Origin of the sequence: Pseudoalteromonas sp. MM17-2 (assembly GCF_022347945.1) — a bacterium.
GTDB classification, from domain to species: Bacteria; Pseudomonadota; Gammaproteobacteria; order Enterobacterales; family Alteromonadaceae; genus Pseudoalteromonas; species Pseudoalteromonas ruthenica.
The window spans coordinates 41,745-58,744 of the sequence record NZ_JAKRFV010000014.1; the positions used below are offsets into that span (position 1 = coordinate 41,745).

Here is a 17,000-nt window from a genome sequence, read left to right on the forward strand (position 1 = left end):
CGAGGAAGTAAAAAAGCATTTCATTGAACGTTAATATGATATGGCTTTAAAATTATCGTTTAAACACAAATACATGAAAAGGAGTTTCATATGTCAGCAATGAGACTAAATCAATCCGTTGGGATTGGTGCAATGAATAACCCGAACGATGTGAAAGCAGTCCAGAATGCAATTAATTCCCTGATAAACTTAATTGCTCCAACGAGAACACTTGTCGTTGATGGCCGAGTTGGTGCAACACCAGAGAACTCTAAGACTGTTGCTGCTATCAAGGCATTTCAAAGCAAAGTAGCAGGCATGGTGCGCCCAGATGGAAGAATAGATGTTAATGGACGAACTCACCGTAAAATAAATGAGAAACTGCTCCAAGCACCAGGTCAAGTTAGCTTCAAGCTGCCAACAGCATCTTCTGATGTAATAAACTTATCAAACTCTGACTATGTAGATGTTGCCAACGAACTAAGCTGTAAAGTTGCCGCAATTAAAGCCGTTGCAGAAGTGGAGTCATCAACGGATGCTTTTCTACCTAACGGTAAGCCTAAAATCTTATATGAAGCACACATATTTTCTCGACTAACGGGGCATATTTATGATGCAAGCCACCCGTCCATTTCAAGTAGGGCTTGGAACCGAAGCTTATACATTGGCGGAGCTCAGGAGTACACTCGGCTGGAGCAAGCGATGGCATTGAATGTGACTGAAGCGCTCAAGTCTGCTTCATGGGGACGCTTCCAAATTATGGGCTTTAACCATCGAGCAGCCGGCTTTGCTAGTATAGAAAACTTCGTTAAAGCGATGTTTACGTCTGAAAGGAAGCAGCTCGATGCATTCGTTAGTTTTGTAAAAAGTAAGGGATTAGACCAGCACTTAACCACTTTGAATTGGGCTGCATTTGCTCGAGGTTATAATGGTTCTCAATACGCGAAAAACAAATATGATGTTAAATTACAACAGGCATTTGATAAGTATGACAACGAGTAAAGTCCTAACCACATTGCCACTATTTCTAATAGCTTCATGTCAAGCAACAGAAAGTGACACAAACACCGTATTTAAATGCTACGTAGATAACCCAGCCCCAATTTATGTCGTTGCAAGCAAAATGGGTAATACCTATGCACTCACCCAATTTGAGCACCCACAATTACAGCTCGATATCGGGTCTACTGCTGATAGCGTCAATAAGTCGAGTTACCACCGTGCGTTGGTTTCGGAGCACAGTATGCATTTTAGTTACGATGAAAATAAGGTTGTTATCAGCGACTATCACAGTGAAGAGCTTGGAACGCTAACCCAAGAGTACTCGGTGACATTCACCCAAGGTGATAACAAGCAATACTGGCTTTGCAACGACAAAAGTAAAAGTACACTGCCAGCAATTGAGGATTTTGATTAAACAATAACTAAAAGACCACAGAAAGTGCCAACCTTAAATTTACTTCAGGAAGGCATAAGTAAGTGATAACTATATAAGGAAATAGCATGAATAAAATAAACAAGGATGTAGATTACAGAAAGATGGCGGGTAATGCTCGATTAGTTTTACTTGCTGAATCTAGCCATAGCCCTATGTCCTACAAATATGAAGCTATAAAGGCTCTCAAGCAATTAAAGGCTATAGGCATCAACTACTTTGCTATGGAAATGCTTCCTATTAAATTAAAAGAGGAAATAGATCACTATCAGCGTACAGGTATAGGCTTGAAAAAAATTAAAAACTTTTTGGATAAAAACTGGAATTGGAATATAGCTTCTGTAACAGGTTATGTTGATCTCATAAAAACCGCTAACTCTTTAGGGATGAAAATTTTACCTCTAGATATTCCTTACGAATTAATGGACGAATACGATAAAAATTGCGAATGGGAAAAAGCCGCCGCAAATAAGTGTGATGACTCTCATATTCGCAGGAACGACTTGTGGGCAGATATTCTTGCTAACAAATTAAAGAGTGACAAAAATATTAAAATCGTCGCCTTCATGCATCGCTATCATGCTTTTAAAGCTAGCGATGCCCACTTAGGAATCGATGAGCTAATGCTTACTTTGAATATTAGCCAAATAAGAATTATCGATTATGTAGGGGGATTAACCTGTTCGACCCTGACTGCATGCGAGGGCGAATCAAGTGAGGAAGAACCATTATCACAAATGTACTTTGTCAGAAAAGGTGCTTATGTAGACTCGAGGGTTCCCTCTTTTACTGTACATATTCCAGAAAAACGCCTCACTGCCAATAGGGGGCTTACATGGTAAAAAAGCTAGTGTTGATACCTATTGTATTTTCTCTCAATGTAACAGCTGCGGGCCCTCGCTGGGATCACTCTATCAAGATTGACGACCCTGAGCTCACCGTCGAAGTGGCTGCGCAGCAGTGCCATAAAAGTTTAATAAATGCACCAGAACTCTTAGAAGCATGGTGTGAAACAGCCTATGAGATGGGTTACTGGTCAGCTTTGGTACCTATAAGTTTGCATACAGGTGACGGTACTAGGCTGGTAGCAGAGGCCAAAGAAAGGCTAAAAAATAAAGAGCCTAGCGCTTATACTACGTTAGCTTGGCTTTATGGGTCAGGCCAATTTGTGAAAAAGGATATCGCTAAAGCAATAGCACTTCGTGAGGAGTTATTGGTCTTAGATAAAAGTTTTACCCCTAACCAAATTGCTGCAAACCATATGAAGTTGGCAGATTTATATATACAAGAAAGAAACTGGAAGAAAGTAGCTATCCACGCTAAACATGTTCTAAAACATACCCAATCAAACTTTCAGAAAAAGTATGCTAAGAGACAGCTGGAATCTGCTGAGCAGCATTTGTCCTCAAACGAGCTCTAAACTTTTTATGAAGCACGTTCCCCTGCTAGTGTGGCGTGATAAACGCTTAGCTAGCAGGGTACACTTAGTTTAACAGCTAAAATAATACGCATTTCATTATTTCAGGCGCTAAATTAAGCATTCACAAAGAGATAACCTAAACACGACTTATCGCTGAGCGTTTATATAGTAGTCACCCAAATAGTAAATCTATAAGTCTGCTCTATCGTCATAAGTATATAGCTTGTATTTGCCCGTGCACTCAGAGCCAAACCTTACATTACCTCACCCATTATTTGCGCTAGATCAAAGTCTTTGCTGAGCAAAGTCTTCAGCGGGTCTGGACCTGATATAGATCAAATTTTTACTGGCTGTATTTGCTAAAGTTTGACCAATACATATAAGAACTCCAAGGACAGACAATGGCGCACTCAGACTTTCATACCCCAGTTGAACCTATGCCGCAGGCTACCGTAACTCCTATTGGCCAAAGTAGTGGCGAGCCTTCCCTGAGTGAGCAACTGCACCTTTACAAGCAACTGTTACAAGAAAAAGAGCGGCAAATTAAACAGCTAGAACAAGCTCATGCCCCTTTAGTTCAGCAGATAAACCAAGCGGAATCATTAAATAAAAAAGCCCTTGCGCACATGGATAAAATGGCAGAGCAGATGCAACAAGTGCAAATGCAGGCCAAACGCGATGTGCAAATTGAAATGGCCGAGCTTGAACAGCAACTTGAGGAAGCGAGCACCAGTAAGCATGTAATGAAGCATCATTGCCGTGACTTACAAGAGCGCAATAAAGAATTACATGAATTACTTAAAGCGTCGAACAGTCAAGTTGATGAACTACAAAGTCGATTAGATAGCCAAAGTATTGATGTAAAAAACCTGCGTGAAGAAAAAGTAAAACTGAGCATGCAAGTTATTGAACAAAGTGAACAACTTAAACGCTGCGAACGGCAATTAAATGAGGCACTGCACGGTTATTACTCGGGTGTAATGAATAAGAATAAAAAACTCAGTAAAAACTTACCAAGATAGCTAACACGCCCCCGATAAAGGCTCTTGCGGTCATTACCTACTTGATGGCTAAAAGAGCCTTTGCTATTTAAAGTACAGTTGCGCTAGTGCGATGGTGTTGTTTACAATAGTGGCTTAAGGATAAGTTCACTCCCGAACAAGGATATGTCATGCTAAACATTGAGCGCCCTACTACAATTTCTGAAATTGACGAGAAGATAAACACCAGCCGCAAAAAGTACCAAGACACCCTTAACTTCGTGCATGTGCAGCGCGATAACCTGATGTGGCTCGCTAATCACGCACTCACTTTAGCGCAGTACCTTTCATATGAGCAAAGCCCAGAGCACAACGCAGAGGCGAAGCAAGCCATTGCTCACTGTGCGCAGGCCTATGCACTATTATTTAGCCTCGCGAACGACCCTGAACGTATTGTGGAGCTAGAATTTAACGGTGAACAGCACGACACCCAGTACAACGGCGTCGGCCTAGTTGAACAAGGCCGGATCAATGCACAGAATTGGCAAGAAGCCATCTTTTGTGCGCTCACAGTACGCGACCACGATGCCCTTTCCTCACTGTTAGCGTTTGATTTGTCTCACTTAAGAGAGAGCCGTGCCGTGTGCCCGGAGGTTGAGCTTATGTTGGCCGAGCTGCTGCAAAAAGTGTTGTTGGGAGAAGAGGTCTCGCAACCAGAAATCATCGCTTTGAGCCAGCAAATTGCCGCCGACACTAACCCGCTAGTTCAACATTGCACCAATGCAAAATTAAGCCTGATTAATAATGCCTTGATCAGTAAAGCAACTGATCTAGATGAGACCTTCCTAGGTGCATTAAATCACTATTGGCAATACCAAGGTCAGCACCTTTACACCGACCATGCCCACACAAACTTCTACATGCCTATTGAGCTTTTAGGCACAGCCTGTTTAGTGCAAGACCAAGGCCGCAGTGTAGATATTGATACCGATTTTATGCCACGTTTTTATATTGTTAGTTAGCGTATATTTTTTTGGATTTATCTCAACTGCGTTGACTATATCGCTGTGAGTAAGCTACAGTGCGCAGCTGTATCTAAAATTAAACCATTAACGAAGAGATCCCTGAAAGTTCGTACGAACCTACTAGGAAGTGAAGCCACAGTTAAGGAAAATCCATGAAAAAGCTATCTGTCCTTGCCCTGAGTTTAATGCTTGCAGCGTGTCAAAATACCCAAGCGCCAGCACCTGCTGAGCCACAGACTAATACCGAGCCAAAAGAGCAAGTTGTTGAGGTAGTCAAGCCTGAGATCACGCAGTTAACCGTGAATACCACCCCTTCGGATTCACGCGTAAGAATTATGAATATTCGTCCGAAATACCACGATGGGATAGAGCTGCAACCTGGTGAATATGAGGTTGAAGTGAGTAAACCCGGCTACGAAACCTTCCGCGAATGGGTCATGGTAGAGAATAACACCGTGATTGATATCGAAATTAAACAGCTATAAATACGCTTAGGAGGGGTAACCCTCCTATTTTTTTAAGTAAAGCCAAGTCACTATTTTTAATAACCAAGGCGAGCGATGTAACAACAACTTCGCACGCGGCCACCAATGGGGTGTTTTGAGAACCGAGCGCGCATGGGAAAAAGTATAAAACCCCTCAATACCATGATACTGGCCAAATCCCGATGCTCCTACCCCGCCAAAAGGTAAATCAGTTGCACTGACTTGCATGAGGGTGTCATTCACCGCCAACGTACCACTTTGTACTTGCTCACTCACTTTTTGCCAATGGGCCCGCTTGGTCGCGAACAAATACAATGCCAATGGTTTGGGCTGCGCTTTTAACGCTGCACAGGCGTCTTCAACATGCTCATAAGTTTGGATAGGCAGTAACGGCCCAAAGATCTCCTCTTGGCAAACACGCATGCTATCATCGACATTTAAAAGCAGGGTTAACACATGTTGATCCCCCCCATTAATGAGCTCCAACGCCTTGGCTCCTTTGCTGATTGCATCCTCTTTTAACGCCTTTAGGCGATTAGCCTGAGCCTGATTAATCACCTTCGTTGGGCGGTGGCCTAACTGCGCCACCTCGGCTTTGATGCAAGTGATAAAAGAATCTAATTGTGAGGTATGTAAAAGGACAAAATCCGGAGCTACACATATCTGCCCAGCATTAGTCGATTTACCAAAGGCAATCTGGGTTGCCGCATGATTGACCTGCGCACAAGGCAACATCACCGCCGGCGACTTACCGCCGAGCTCTAGGGTTAACGGTGTGAGATTCTCAGCAGCGCTGCGCATTACCTTTTTGCCGATATGACCAGAGCCGGTAAACACAAGGTGATCCCAAGGCTTAGCGCTAAACGCGGCCCCTACTTGTGCATCTCCTTCAATGAATGCCACATATCGCTTCAACTCAGAGCTAAGCAATGTTTTTAATACTTGATTCACAGCAGGGGTATATTCGCTCAATTTCACTACCACTCGATTACCCGCTGCAAGGGCAAAAGCAAGGGGCGATAACGCCAAATTCACTGGATAATTCCAAGGCGATACAACGCCCACCACGCCTTTGGCCTCATAATGTACGTGTAATGACGAGGGAAAGTGCGCAAAACCACCCTGGCGCTTTTCCGGTTTAGCCCATTTAGCGAGGTTTTTACGGCAGTAGTCCAATACCTCTATCGTAGGAAGAATATCGCTCACCAAGGTGTCAAAACGCTCGCGATAGCCAAAATCTTCGCTGGCTGCTGCAATCAATGGCTCTTGTGCATCAAGTAGTGCATGCTTCAGCGCTAATAGCGCCTGCTTGCGTTGTACAAGACTCATTATTGGCTCTTGTTCATGGGCTTGTTTAAACTGCGAAAACACCTTATCAAGCACACACAACTGCTCGCTCACTAGAATATCCCTGCTCTTTAAAACTGATAAGTATAGGTTAGACTGGACTGACGTCCGTACCCGGGTACGCGGCCATCAAACACGCGCGCATCGAAGGTATCGTAATCTTTATCGGTAAGGTTTTCTACTTTTAAGCTCAGCCGTGTATGTTCATCCATCTGCCAATGCAGCGCTGCGCCGAGCAACACATACGCATCTTGATAAAAGCGCTTATCATTAGCACCGAATACTTCAACACTATCGCGCCACAGGGCATTCGCGCTAAGTGTCAATGTCTCAAGCTGCATATTCACCGCCACACTGGCAAAGCGCTTAAAGCTTGGGCTAATGGGATCATCAAATAGCTGGGTATAATTGATTTGCACATCACTATATTGGCCTAGCTGCGATTGAGCACTCATCTCAATACCCTGCATAGTGGTGCTGAATACATTCGCAAAGGTAAAAGCTTGCTGCTGCTCGTTGACCATCACCAAATCAATAAAATCCTCTAGGGCGTTATCAAACAGCACCACCTCACTTTTCCACTGTGTGCCTTGAGCTAACCACACCAACTCGGTTGTTTTGATCACTTCAGAGGATAAATTGGCATTACCTGAGGTGATATCATCGTTAGAGTAAAGCTCATTGGTGACCGGAGTACGAAACGACTCGCCGTATTGCGCTTTTAAAACATGGCGAATGTCGCCGCTGGGCAGCTCGTAAATAAGCGAGGCTCGTGGTGACCAACGTGCATCAATACCATTGACATGATCATAGCGCGCCCCGAAAAAGGCAGTGAGCCCAAAATCTGGAAGCTGTTGTTTCACTTGCACATAGCCTGCTTGAGCATCAAAGCGATGTTCTAAATCACTGAACTCACGATAGCGACTCAGTACTCGCGAAGGGTTTTCATAATACTCACTATTGAGCTCAATAAAGCCTGATTGGTCATTGAAATAGCTGGTCACAACGCCGGCTTGAGTTTGTTCGTCTCGGCGCAGCTCAACACCTGCAAATAACATACTGTTGGCATGAAGCTGATGCTGATAATCGCTGACAAACTTAAGCTCAGAGCTTTGCCAGTTAGGACCAACAAAATACGGCATGTTTTCAGGTAGATTAAGGCCCTCTACTAAGCCTTGCGCTTCAATATGATGCTCGGCATAACTCAACTGGGAGGACAAATCGTGGTCGCCTTGCAACCACTGATAGGCAACACTGGCGGCGTAATTATCACTGCGATGACGATTATCAGGGCTGTACCCGCCTAAATTCAAGAATTCATTCAGCTCAGTACGCTGATAGCGCGCATTGATGGTTAAGCGCTCGGTACTAAACTGGGTATTGGCAAAAACAGAATACAGTGGGTCACGAACATTATCGGCAACGTCGTAATCTTGACCATTGGTTTTTTCCACCGCGATATTAGCAGAGAATTGCCCTAGTGACGTCGCTTGATGCCACTGCCCTGTTAATTGCTGGCGAGCATTCTCACCTATGCCAACACTCAAGGCATTGTTATCGTCACTTAGGATAATATTCATCACCCCTAAAAACGCATTGCTGCCATACAATGCAGAGCCAGGACCGCGAATAAACTCTACTCTTTCAATTAACTGCGCCGGAATATAAGGTGTGTACACTGAGGCCTTACCGAAGGAAACTTCATTTAAGCGCTCACCGTTAATCATCACCAGAATATTGCCACTGTCCAAATGCACACCGCGTGCATGCTCTTTTGGCACGGCCCCGACCCAGTCGCCCCGAGTCAGCTGCATGCCGGGCACATAATTCATTAATTGATAAGCATTGTGGACACCCAACTGGGCAATTTGTTGGCGGGTAAATAAGGTCACCGAAGAAGGGGCCAGAGATTGGCTTTCTGCACTTTTTGATGCGATATCTACTTGAACATCAAGCAGTTGTTCAAAGCTTAGAGAAAAGAGCTCATCGCTGCTCGCTTGTTCAGCCAAGGCTGGAAAGACAAACGAGCCTACGAGCGTAAAATAGAAACAAAAACGGAACATCGCACATACGGTGTAAATCACTCATAAATTAAATAATTACACCATATTTACATAAAAACAAATGAAGTTTCACGCCAAGGTGTGTTTATGAGGCGGAATGCGCTGCTGAAAGCTTACTGGCTTTACGCGCTTTAATGTATTTATAGATACCAATGAGTGACGCCGCTATCCAGAAAATTTCGATAACGAAGCTGGCCAAGTTAAAGTTATAACAAAGGCTTATTAACAATAAAATGGCGCCTGATAGGTTCATTAGGTTGTAACCTAAGCCAGTTGCAGGCAGCTTATTCAACTGCAACAAAAAAAATGCACCTACCACTAAAAAGGTGCCCGACATGCCAATAACATCGAACAAAATATCCATTGTTTACTCCAGATGAAAACCAAACCGGGTGAGCTTAACAGTGGCCATTCATACACTTTAAGGACAAATGCCCGTATCTCTTGCAGGCTTATTTCATAAATACTTTTTGGCCGATCATTTTCAATGCGGGGGTGCCCCTGATCATAGTCTCTCGTGCGAAAACCTGCTGACATTGCGGACAGGTGGCGAGCTGCTCAGTGAAGTCCTCAGTTATGCGCTCGATAAAACATTTAATAAGCGCGCCCTTGCCGCCTTTGCGGTATTTGTAGAGTTTAGTGCGGCACTGCGAACAATGAATATTCACGGTGCGAACGGGGCCCTTTTTGTTCGGTTTAGCCATGCTCCCTCCCTTAAGACAACACAGCCTAGTCTACCATTGTCAGGCGCGATGCTCTAATGCCACAAGCCCAGAATAAGCCCCATCAAGGTAAACTGCACAGTATGGTATCCGGCATTAACTAAAAACAGCTTTAGAGGTCGCTGCTCGAAAACATAGCTAATCCCAAAGGACGTAGCCACCCACCCTAAACCCGCAGCAAAGCCTGCACCTACCGCAAACCCGAGCTCGGGCCGAGGGCCTAAAAATAACGCAAAGATAAAAGCAGCCAAAAGAGAGAGTATAAAGGCGATGGTAAAGACCCTTCCCATTGCCGCATTTTGCAAATCTATGTCCGTTAACCCGCACCCATCTAACCAAGCATTTTTAAACATCAGTGGTGAATACCACACGCCACCTAAGATAAACGTGACAAGGGCTGCAATTAGCACCGCGATAAAATTAAAATCTGCAAAATTCATAGCGTGGCTCACAAATAATACACCCTACTAAGCGTAGCTCGCGAACACCGTACCAGCAAAATTCGTGCGTTGATCACTGGAGTGCGACATATTGCCGCACTGTGTCGGTTTGTTATTGCACCTCGTCCCTAAGCAATTGAAAATTCAGACATGCTTTTCAATTCTCAGTGGATATTATGAAGATAAAATCAGCCCTTGGCGCAACCATCACCGCACTTCTCGCAGTCAATAGTCAAGCCATGGAAGTGATCACCGTGCACTCGCAACACCATGATACAGGTGCCCGTTTAATGCAAATACCGGCACAAAAGTTTGCAACCGACACGGCCGATTGGCTCGATGGTGTTGTTGGTGCGGGTGTAAACAAAAATGGCCCGATAACAGGGTTAGCGCAATACCGAGGTATGTTTGCCCAGCGCATTAATGTTGCCAGCAATGGCCTCAACTTTAGTGGTGCAGGCCCCAACTCAATGGATACACCGCTCAGTTACACCCCCGCCATCATCATTGCGAACATGGACATCTATCGCGGTATTGCCCCGGTCAGTGCCGGTATCGACACGCTTGGCGGGGCCATTGACGTAAACATGCGCCGCGCTGAGCTCGATAGCCCATTGACTGTAAATGGCCGCATCAATGCGCAAGATAATGGCTCAGGATTCAATGCTAGCCTCGCTGGGGGCGCTGGCAATAGCCAATTTGCTTGGCTTGCCTACGCAGATACGCGTAACAGTAATGAGCAAGACGCCAAGGAAGGTGCAATTCCGAACAGTGATTACCAGCGTCACCAGTATGGTGTGCTTACCAAGTCGGCCCTAAATCAAGGGCGCCTCTTCGCCAATATTCATCGTACCGATACCAAACAAAGCGGCACAGCCGCGCTGCCTATGGATATTGATTACATCGACACCACACGATTTGAGGTATCGGGTGAGCACGAAATCAGTGACACAACGCTATTATGGGGTGTGGGCTTTCAAGATGGCGAGCATGGTATGGATAACTACCAACAGCGCGCCCTCAGTACCGCACAAAAAGCACGTTATACCTTGGCTTTAGGGCGCAGTACCAGCCTCTTTGCCCACATACAAACAGGGGCTTGGCTATGGGGCTATGATGGCAGTATCAACCGTCATGATGCGGACATCAGTAATCCAAACAATGACGCGTTTTTCGTGGAAAACTTAAATAATGTTGCTGATGACCGCCATAGCCTATTCACCGAGTACACTTTTAGCCACCGCAAGCTCAACACAACAGTAGGCGCACGGTTGAAATACAATGTTGCCGATGCCGATAAGGTAAGCTCCACCATGGCCATGATGATGCCAGCGGTTGCAACCTTACAAACTCGTTTTAATGATGCAGACAAAAGCGTCAGTGATACCACTTTCGATGTGGTCATCAATAATCGCTATACGTTGAATTCACACTCAGACCTCAGTTACGGTGTCGCTATCAAAGAGCGGGCTGCAAGCTATCAAGCGCGTTATTTATGGCTTCCCATGCAAGCAACCGGGGGCCTTGCGGATGGTAAAACCTATGTCGGTAATATCAACCTTAAACCTGAAACGGCGTACCAGGCGAATTTAGGTTGGTCATACACCAATGAGCGGCTCTCGATAAAGCCTCAGCTATTTTATCAACGTATCGATAATTACATCCAAGGCACCCCCAGTGAAGACAGTGTGGTGAATATGGTGGCGATGATGATGTCTGGGCAAGGCGCGCTTCGCTTTAGTAATATTGATGCTCACCTTTACGGGGCTGATATGAGCGCCGAGTATCAACTCTCTCGTCAGTGGCAAGTTAATGCTCAGGTTAGTTATGTGCGTGGTAAACGCAGGGATGAGGTAAACGACGATCTCTATCGTATCAGCCCACTTAACGGCCAACTGAGTGCCCATTACTATGCCAATGATTACCAAGTGGCTGCGCGTTGGCGCTTCGCCCAGTCGCAAACGCATGTGTCGCACTATAACAACGAGCTGAGCTCACCCGGCTATGGTGTTGTTGATGTGAGTGTAGATTATGATATCAACAGCCATTGGCAGTTCAATGCAGCGGTTAACAACCTGTTCGATCATAGCTATGCGCCGCATCTTAACGGTATAAACCGTGTTGATGGCCGTGAGTTAGATAAAGGACAGCGTTTACAGGCACTGGGCCGCACTCTCCATCTGGGCATTAGTTTCTCTTTGTGATAGCTACCAAAGGCCACGTTGTTAATGGCCTTTTTTCTTTGCTAAAGCCTCCTCAGCAAGATTAATTTGCCACCGGTTTTTTCTGCAACTTACGTTGCAAGGTCCGTCGGTGCATGTTGAGTTGACGCGCTGTTTGCGAAATATTGCCATTGTTGCGCGTCAACACCGCTTGAATATGTTCCCACTCCAAACGCTCAGGAGACATGACCTCATCGTCGTGCGAAACGTGTGAATGCACAATATCATCCTCCAGAGTGGCCAGTAAAAGTGCCATAGACACAGGCTTAGCGAGGTAATCATCAGCGCCGAGCTTCACTGCTTTAACAGCAGTGGCAATACTGGCAAACCCAGTCAGCAATATGATGCGCGCACTCGGCAGCAAAGAGCGCAGCGGTGCAAGCAGCTGCAGTCCAGACTCATTATTTAAATTCATATCCAAAATAATGTGACTGGGGCGCAACTGTCGTGCTTGAAACAGGGCACTTTGCACACAATCAGCATGAGCCTGCGCTTGGGTGTGCGCTTCTAGGCGCCGCATGAGTGTTTGCGCAAAGGCCAGATCATCTTCAATCAGTAACAGCTTCATAGCGCCTCTTAGGAATAGTGATATCAATGCATGCACCGTGTTCATTGTTGGCCAATGCCAAAGTGCCACCAATGCGCTCTATCGTGGCGTTGGTTAGCCACAGCGCCACACCAAAACCATCGCTACTCGCTATCACTGCGCTGCCCAAGGAGGCCTGCATCTCAGCGCTAAACCCTCGGCCCTGGTCCTCAATTCGCCAATGCAGAGCAGAGTCAGAGTCGCGAATGGTAATAGTGATACGCTCTGCCCCAACCTCTTCGTTTGCCCGCACAGCATTGGCCAATACGTTAATCACAGCGGCGCTCAACAATGGGTCACTAATAATTTCAATATGTTCACCTTGATGTGGGAGCTGGCAATGCAGTTGCTGAGACGGATAATTCAGCGTGAAGGCTTGGCGGATCTCATCAACGAGCTGTAATAGCGGCTGGTAATGTGGCGCTCTTTCATGAGCATCACGCAGCTGCTGCGCCCGAGCACGAAACAAATCCAACTGCCGCTGACACTGTGCCAAAGGCACCGCCATATCATCAACCACAGGCTGTAACGTCGAACAGTCGGCGCTTAGCTCCCTTGCTTCATCATGCAACAACGCCAAATTTGCAAGCGGTGTGGCTAATTGGTGGGTCGCTTGCGCTGCAGCGCTGCCCAAAGACACAAGCTGCTCAGCGCGAAGCTGCTCTTCTCGGCTTTGGGCAATAGCGCGCTGTTGTTTTGCCAAAGTGCGAGATAATGCGCTGACTAAAGTGGCGACCACAACTGCACTGAGTACGAAGTTTATCCACATGGCGATAAAATGATGGCGCATTTGCATGCCATGCTCACCTTGATGATGCAATGGCATCATAATTACTAAGGCCGAGTAAGCAGCAATTGCAATCACGGTTAATAACACCGTTAAACGCCCAGGTAAGGTCACAGCAGCAATCATAACCGGCAACAGCAGCAACGACACAAAGGCATTGGTCGCCCCACCACTGTGCATAAGCAGCAAGGTTAAAAACAGGATATCAGCTAATAATTGCCACACTACGGTGGCGGCACCCACTGGTGCGCGACTGTGGATGCGTCGTCGTAGCACCACCACACTCAGCAGCTGAAATAGCGACTCCACGGCGATGATGCTCAACAGCGGCAAAAGTGCTAACGTAAAATCAAGCACATAGTAAGCAATGAGCACCGCCAGTAACTGCAGTGCAATGGCGACACTGCGTAGCAATAACACACGGCGAATACTGGATTGTAATAGCAGGTCCAAAATAACAGCGCTAAGAGGTGATGAATAACGAAAGTCTATCGTTATTCTGGCGCTGAGAAAAGCTCTGAGTGGGTGACTACGGCGACGTTACCGGCTTAACTGGAAGGCCTCACAAGGCGTGCCTTGGTGGTAAACTAAACGCCAATCTTGGTTGCTATTTAGACACCATATCGACATCCTTACAGAGTAGTGCCATTGCCCTCCTTTGATGCGTCTAAGCGCACCTCGGTAAGAAAGCTGGGCGACATCAGCGCACAGCATGCGCCCTTCAAAATCTTGATTGTGAAAGGTGGGTTTTCGTCCCTTGGCTTGCTCTTTTGGTAGCCGAGCCAGCACATTGTCCTTATCAAAGCGCCTGCCGTCGGACGACACCTCGATAAAACGTTCATCAAGCAACTCATTTAATCGCGAGGCATTGCTGCGCACCTCCTCACTCATTAAAGTTCTTTCTAACTCAATCAGTTGCGCCAACGTTTGCGCTTTAATCTTGCTCATGATGTTTGATGACTTTCCCTTCTTTCATGACAAAGGTCACTGCGCTTAGTTGCGAAATATCCTTTAATGGCGACTGCGCAACAGCAATTACATCAGCGTAGTATCCGTTTTGTAATTTGCCAACTTCCTTGCTCATATTCAATAGCTTAGGTGCTTGTTCTAAACTAGTCGCCAACGCTTCACGGGGCGACATACCATACTCGACTAACAACGCAAATTCGCGAGCATTATTTCCATGGCGGGATACCCCTGAGTCGGTACCAAATGCGATATTCACGCCTTCATCTAAAGCCCGTTGGAATGATGCTTTCACCACCGGGGCAACCTGCGTTATCTTGTCTACAATAGCCTTAGGAACCTTATGATTGTGCTTCACTTCCTCACTCACAGAGATCCCTGCTAACAATGTCGGCACTAAGTAAGCACCCGTACTTTTAAACAGCGCCACTGTTTCGTCACTGGCATAAGAGCCGTGTTCGATAGAGTCGACTCCGCTGCGAAGTGCAGCTGCAACCCCCTGGGCGCTGTGTGCGTGAGCTGTCACAGGGCGACCAAGATTATGAGCGGTATCAACAATCGCCTTCATTTCCTCATCGGTCAGTTGCTGATTGAGCCCCGCTTGAGTGTTACTCAATACCCCGCCAGTGGCCGTGATTTTGATAACTTGCGCCCCGGCTTTAACAATCTCGCGCACCGCCCGTGTGCAATCATCGGCACCATTGCACACGCCCATGCGTGGAGCAAACGCATCAAGCACCTCTTGTCTATACCCATGTAAATCACCGTGGCCACCTGTTGGAGTCACCGCCTCACCTGCAGCAATAATACGTGGCCCCTGTATTACGCCACTTTCTACTGCTCGTTGCAGCGGAAAAATCACCTCGTTATAACTGCCCAAATCACGTACGGTAGTGAACCCCGCGTTGAGGGTATTGCCAAGAAACTGCGTAGCACGTAACGCCTGATCGGCCTCGACCTCCTTCAACCACCTTTCAGGGTCAGCCTGGGGATCACGTTCAAAACTAATATGCACATGCAAATCTATCAGCCCCGGCATTACAAATTGCTCTTTAAGGTCAATAATATGCGCGTCGGCCAAGCCTAATGTCTGAGCACTAACATAGCCTTCATGAATGCCCTGGACACGTCCGTCTACTACTTCCAGGGTTTGCCGCTCAAGAACATCGGCATTGGCCGCTGGGAGTATTTTACCGGCATAAATCAATGTACTTTGCGCCCAAGCGCTTGCGCTTGATAACGCCAATAGTAAGCTTGCACATGTGATGAGTTTCATTGTTTTTCCTTGGTTATTATTTTCTTTTACCTGAACATACTTTGCCGGTGCAAACCAGTATAACTCGACCAAAACGCTGCATTTTGGTATAAAGTTGCCATAGCAAAGAGATCGGGCCAGATGAATAAACAAACGTCCGACGCAGCAACCTTAGGAATTTTTATGCACTATGCAGAGATCACTGGCTGGGGCAAATGTATCCCACCAGCACGCATTACTAACGATGACATTGCCACCGTGGTTGATACCTCAGATGAGTGGATCAGCTCTCGCACCGGTATTAAAGCCCGCCATATTAGCCACGTAAGCACTGCCGAGCTTGCAACCGTGGCCGCTCAACGCGCGTTAGATTGTGCTGGCGTTGACGCCGAGCAGCTTGATCTCGTGCTGGTTGCCACTTGCACACCGAGTACCATGGTCGCCAACACAGCCTCGGAAGTACAACAACGCCTAGGCGCCAAAGGGGCCGCTACCTGTGACAGTAACGCCGCCTGCTCTGGTTTTTTATATGCGCTGCAAATGGCCACGGCTCAAATCCAGGCCGGCATGATTAAAACCGCTGTTGTAGTCGCCGCCGAGCGCATGCTGTGGTATGTCAATTGGGCCCTGCGTGACAGTGCGGTGTTATTTGGCGATGGCGCCGGTGCGGTGGTACTGCAAGCCAGTGAGCAACCATTAGGGTTACTCGCGAGCAAAAGTGGCTGTGACAGCAGCGACCGTTCAATTTTGCATATTAGTAACTTTGGCACCAACGTGAATAAATACCAGACCATTGGCGGGTCTGATTTAAACTTTGTTGGCCCGGAAATCTTCAAACGTGCCGTCAAAGGCATGAGTGTAGCCTGCGACGATGTGTTGAGTCAGGCACAACTTAGCCTCGATGACATCGATGTATTAGTACCACACCAAGCGAACTTACGAATTATCCAATCAATTCAACAGCGCTTAAAAGTAGACGATGACAAAGTGATGGTTAATATCGATGAATACGGCAATACCTCCGCAGCAACCATTGCCATTGCCTTGTGTGAGGCTGTAGAAAGAGGGATGGTCAAACCTGGCGCGAATATCATGTCAGCCGCCTTCGGCGCTGGCCTGACATGGGCAGCCAGTTACATAAAGTGGGGTGAGCGTGTAACTCCAGTGCGTGACAGTCAAGCGGCGTTACCTGAGTGCTCGCAAACTGGGTTAGAGCTCATTGCCGAGGCGGTAACGGCCTGCCAACAAGGGTAACGCGACTATGGGCTGCAATGGTGGCCCAATTACT

The 17,000-nt window shown here is 46.7% G+C and carries 18 protein-coding genes; 9 read left to right on the plus strand and 9 right to left on the minus strand.

Annotated features, from left to right (window positions below):
• Nucleotides 1-90 precede the first annotated feature (90 nt).
• From MHM93_RS12295 to MHM93_RS12325, 7 genes are all read left to right on the plus strand, one after another.
• Nucleotides 91-981: an N-acetylmuramidase family protein gene (locus MHM93_RS12295; protein ID WP_239449305.1), complete on the plus strand. Its 891-nt coding sequence runs from the start codon at nt 91-93 to the stop codon at nt 979-981.
• 121 nt (nt 982-1,102) lie between these two features.
• On the plus strand, nt 1,103-1,396 hold the full coding sequence (locus MHM93_RS12300) for a hypothetical protein (protein WP_239449306.1): 294 nt from the start codon (nt 1,103-1,105) through the stop codon (nt 1,394-1,396).
• A gap of 86 nt (nt 1,397-1,482) precedes the next feature.
• Nucleotides 1,483-2,256, plus strand: coding sequence for a ChaN family lipoprotein (locus MHM93_RS12305; RefSeq protein WP_239449307.1), 774 nt, complete (start codon nt 1,483-1,485; stop codon nt 2,254-2,256).
• Nucleotides 2,250-2,834 carry a hypothetical protein gene (locus MHM93_RS12310; RefSeq protein WP_239449308.1) on the plus strand — a complete coding sequence of 195 codons (585 nt, stop codon included), beginning with the start codon at nt 2,250-2,252 and terminating at the stop codon, nt 2,832-2,834. Before MHM93_RS12305 ends, MHM93_RS12310 begins: the two co-directional genes overlap by 7 nt.
• A 401-nt stretch (nt 2,835-3,235) precedes the next feature.
• Nucleotides 3,236-3,856, plus strand: coding sequence for a hypothetical protein (locus MHM93_RS12315; RefSeq protein WP_022944450.1), 621 nt, complete (start codon nt 3,236-3,238; stop codon nt 3,854-3,856).
• Between the two features lie 149 nt (nt 3,857-4,005).
• Nucleotides 4,006-4,836, plus strand: a complete 831-nt coding sequence (locus MHM93_RS12320) for an immunity 49 family protein (protein ID WP_239449309.1) — start codon at nt 4,006-4,008, stop codon at nt 4,834-4,836.
• A 155-nt stretch (nt 4,837-4,991) separates the two neighbouring features.
• Nucleotides 4,992-5,324, plus strand: a complete 333-nt coding sequence (locus MHM93_RS12325) for a carboxypeptidase-like regulatory domain-containing protein (RefSeq protein ID WP_022944452.1) — start codon at nt 4,992-4,994, stop codon at nt 5,322-5,324.
• A gap of 24 nt (nt 5,325-5,348) precedes the next feature.
• Here MHM93_RS12325 and MHM93_RS12330 read toward each other — a convergent pair whose 3' ends face one another.
• From MHM93_RS12330 to MHM93_RS12350, 5 genes are all read right to left on the minus strand, one after another.
• Entirely contained in the window at nt 5,349-6,725 is a 1,377-nt protein-coding gene (locus tag MHM93_RS12330) for an aldehyde dehydrogenase family protein (RefSeq protein WP_239449310.1), read from the minus strand.
• Nucleotides 6,726-6,742: 17 nt separating this feature from the next.
• Complete coding sequence (locus MHM93_RS12335; RefSeq protein ID WP_239449311.1) at nt 6,743-8,734, minus strand: TonB-dependent receptor; 1,992 nt, start codon at nt 8,732-8,734, stop codon at nt 6,743-6,745.
• Nucleotides 8,735-8,819: 85 nt separating this feature from the next.
• Entirely contained in the window at nt 8,820-9,098 is a 279-nt protein-coding gene (locus MHM93_RS12340; RefSeq protein ID WP_022944455.1) for a hypothetical protein, read from the minus strand.
• Between the two features lie 88 nt (nt 9,099-9,186).
• Nucleotides 9,187-9,438 carry a hypothetical protein gene (locus MHM93_RS12345; RefSeq protein WP_022944456.1) on the minus strand — a complete coding sequence of 84 codons (252 nt, stop codon included), beginning with the start codon at nt 9,436-9,438 and terminating at the stop codon, nt 9,187-9,189.
• A 53-nt stretch (nt 9,439-9,491) separates the two neighbouring features.
• Complete coding sequence (locus tag MHM93_RS12350; RefSeq protein ID WP_239449312.1) at nt 9,492-9,896, minus strand: DUF1761 domain-containing protein; 405 nt, start codon at nt 9,894-9,896, stop codon at nt 9,492-9,494.
• Between the two features lie 176 nt (nt 9,897-10,072).
• Between MHM93_RS12350 and MHM93_RS12355 the strand changes: the two genes are divergently transcribed.
• On the plus strand, nt 10,073-12,100 hold the full coding sequence (locus tag MHM93_RS12355) for a TonB-dependent receptor (RefSeq protein ID WP_239449313.1): 2,028 nt from the start codon (nt 10,073-10,075) through the stop codon (nt 12,098-12,100).
• A gap of 61 nt (nt 12,101-12,161) precedes the next feature.
• Here MHM93_RS12355 and MHM93_RS12360 read toward each other — a convergent pair whose 3' ends face one another.
• The 4 genes from MHM93_RS12360 to MHM93_RS12375 form a co-directional block, all read right to left on the minus strand.
• Nucleotides 12,162-12,686 (minus strand): response regulator, encoded by a 525-nt coding sequence (locus MHM93_RS12360; RefSeq protein WP_239449314.1) that lies wholly within the window; start codon nt 12,684-12,686, stop codon nt 12,162-12,164.
• Complete coding sequence (locus tag MHM93_RS12365) at nt 12,667-13,944, minus strand: ATP-binding protein (protein WP_239449315.1); 1,278 nt, start codon at nt 13,942-13,944, stop codon at nt 12,667-12,669. The genes MHM93_RS12360 and MHM93_RS12365 overlap by 20 nt, the downstream gene beginning before the upstream one ends.
• An 87-nt stretch (nt 13,945-14,031) precedes the next feature.
• Nucleotides 14,032-14,439, minus strand: coding sequence for a nuclear transport factor 2 family protein (locus tag MHM93_RS12370; protein ID WP_239449316.1), 408 nt, complete (start codon nt 14,437-14,439; stop codon nt 14,032-14,034).
• Nucleotides 14,426-15,733, minus strand: coding sequence for an amidohydrolase family protein (locus MHM93_RS12375; RefSeq protein ID WP_239449317.1), 1,308 nt, complete (start codon nt 15,731-15,733; stop codon nt 14,426-14,428). The genes MHM93_RS12370 and MHM93_RS12375 overlap by 14 nt, the downstream gene beginning before the upstream one ends.
• Before the next feature lie 162 nt (nt 15,734-15,895).
• Here MHM93_RS12375 and MHM93_RS12380 point away from each other — a divergent pair, with 162 nt between their 5' ends.
• Nucleotides 15,896-16,966: a ketoacyl-ACP synthase III gene (locus MHM93_RS12380; protein ID WP_026111037.1), complete on the plus strand. Its 1,071-nt coding sequence runs from the start codon at nt 15,896-15,898 to the stop codon at nt 16,964-16,966.
• Nucleotides 16,967-17,000: the final 34 nt, after the last annotated feature.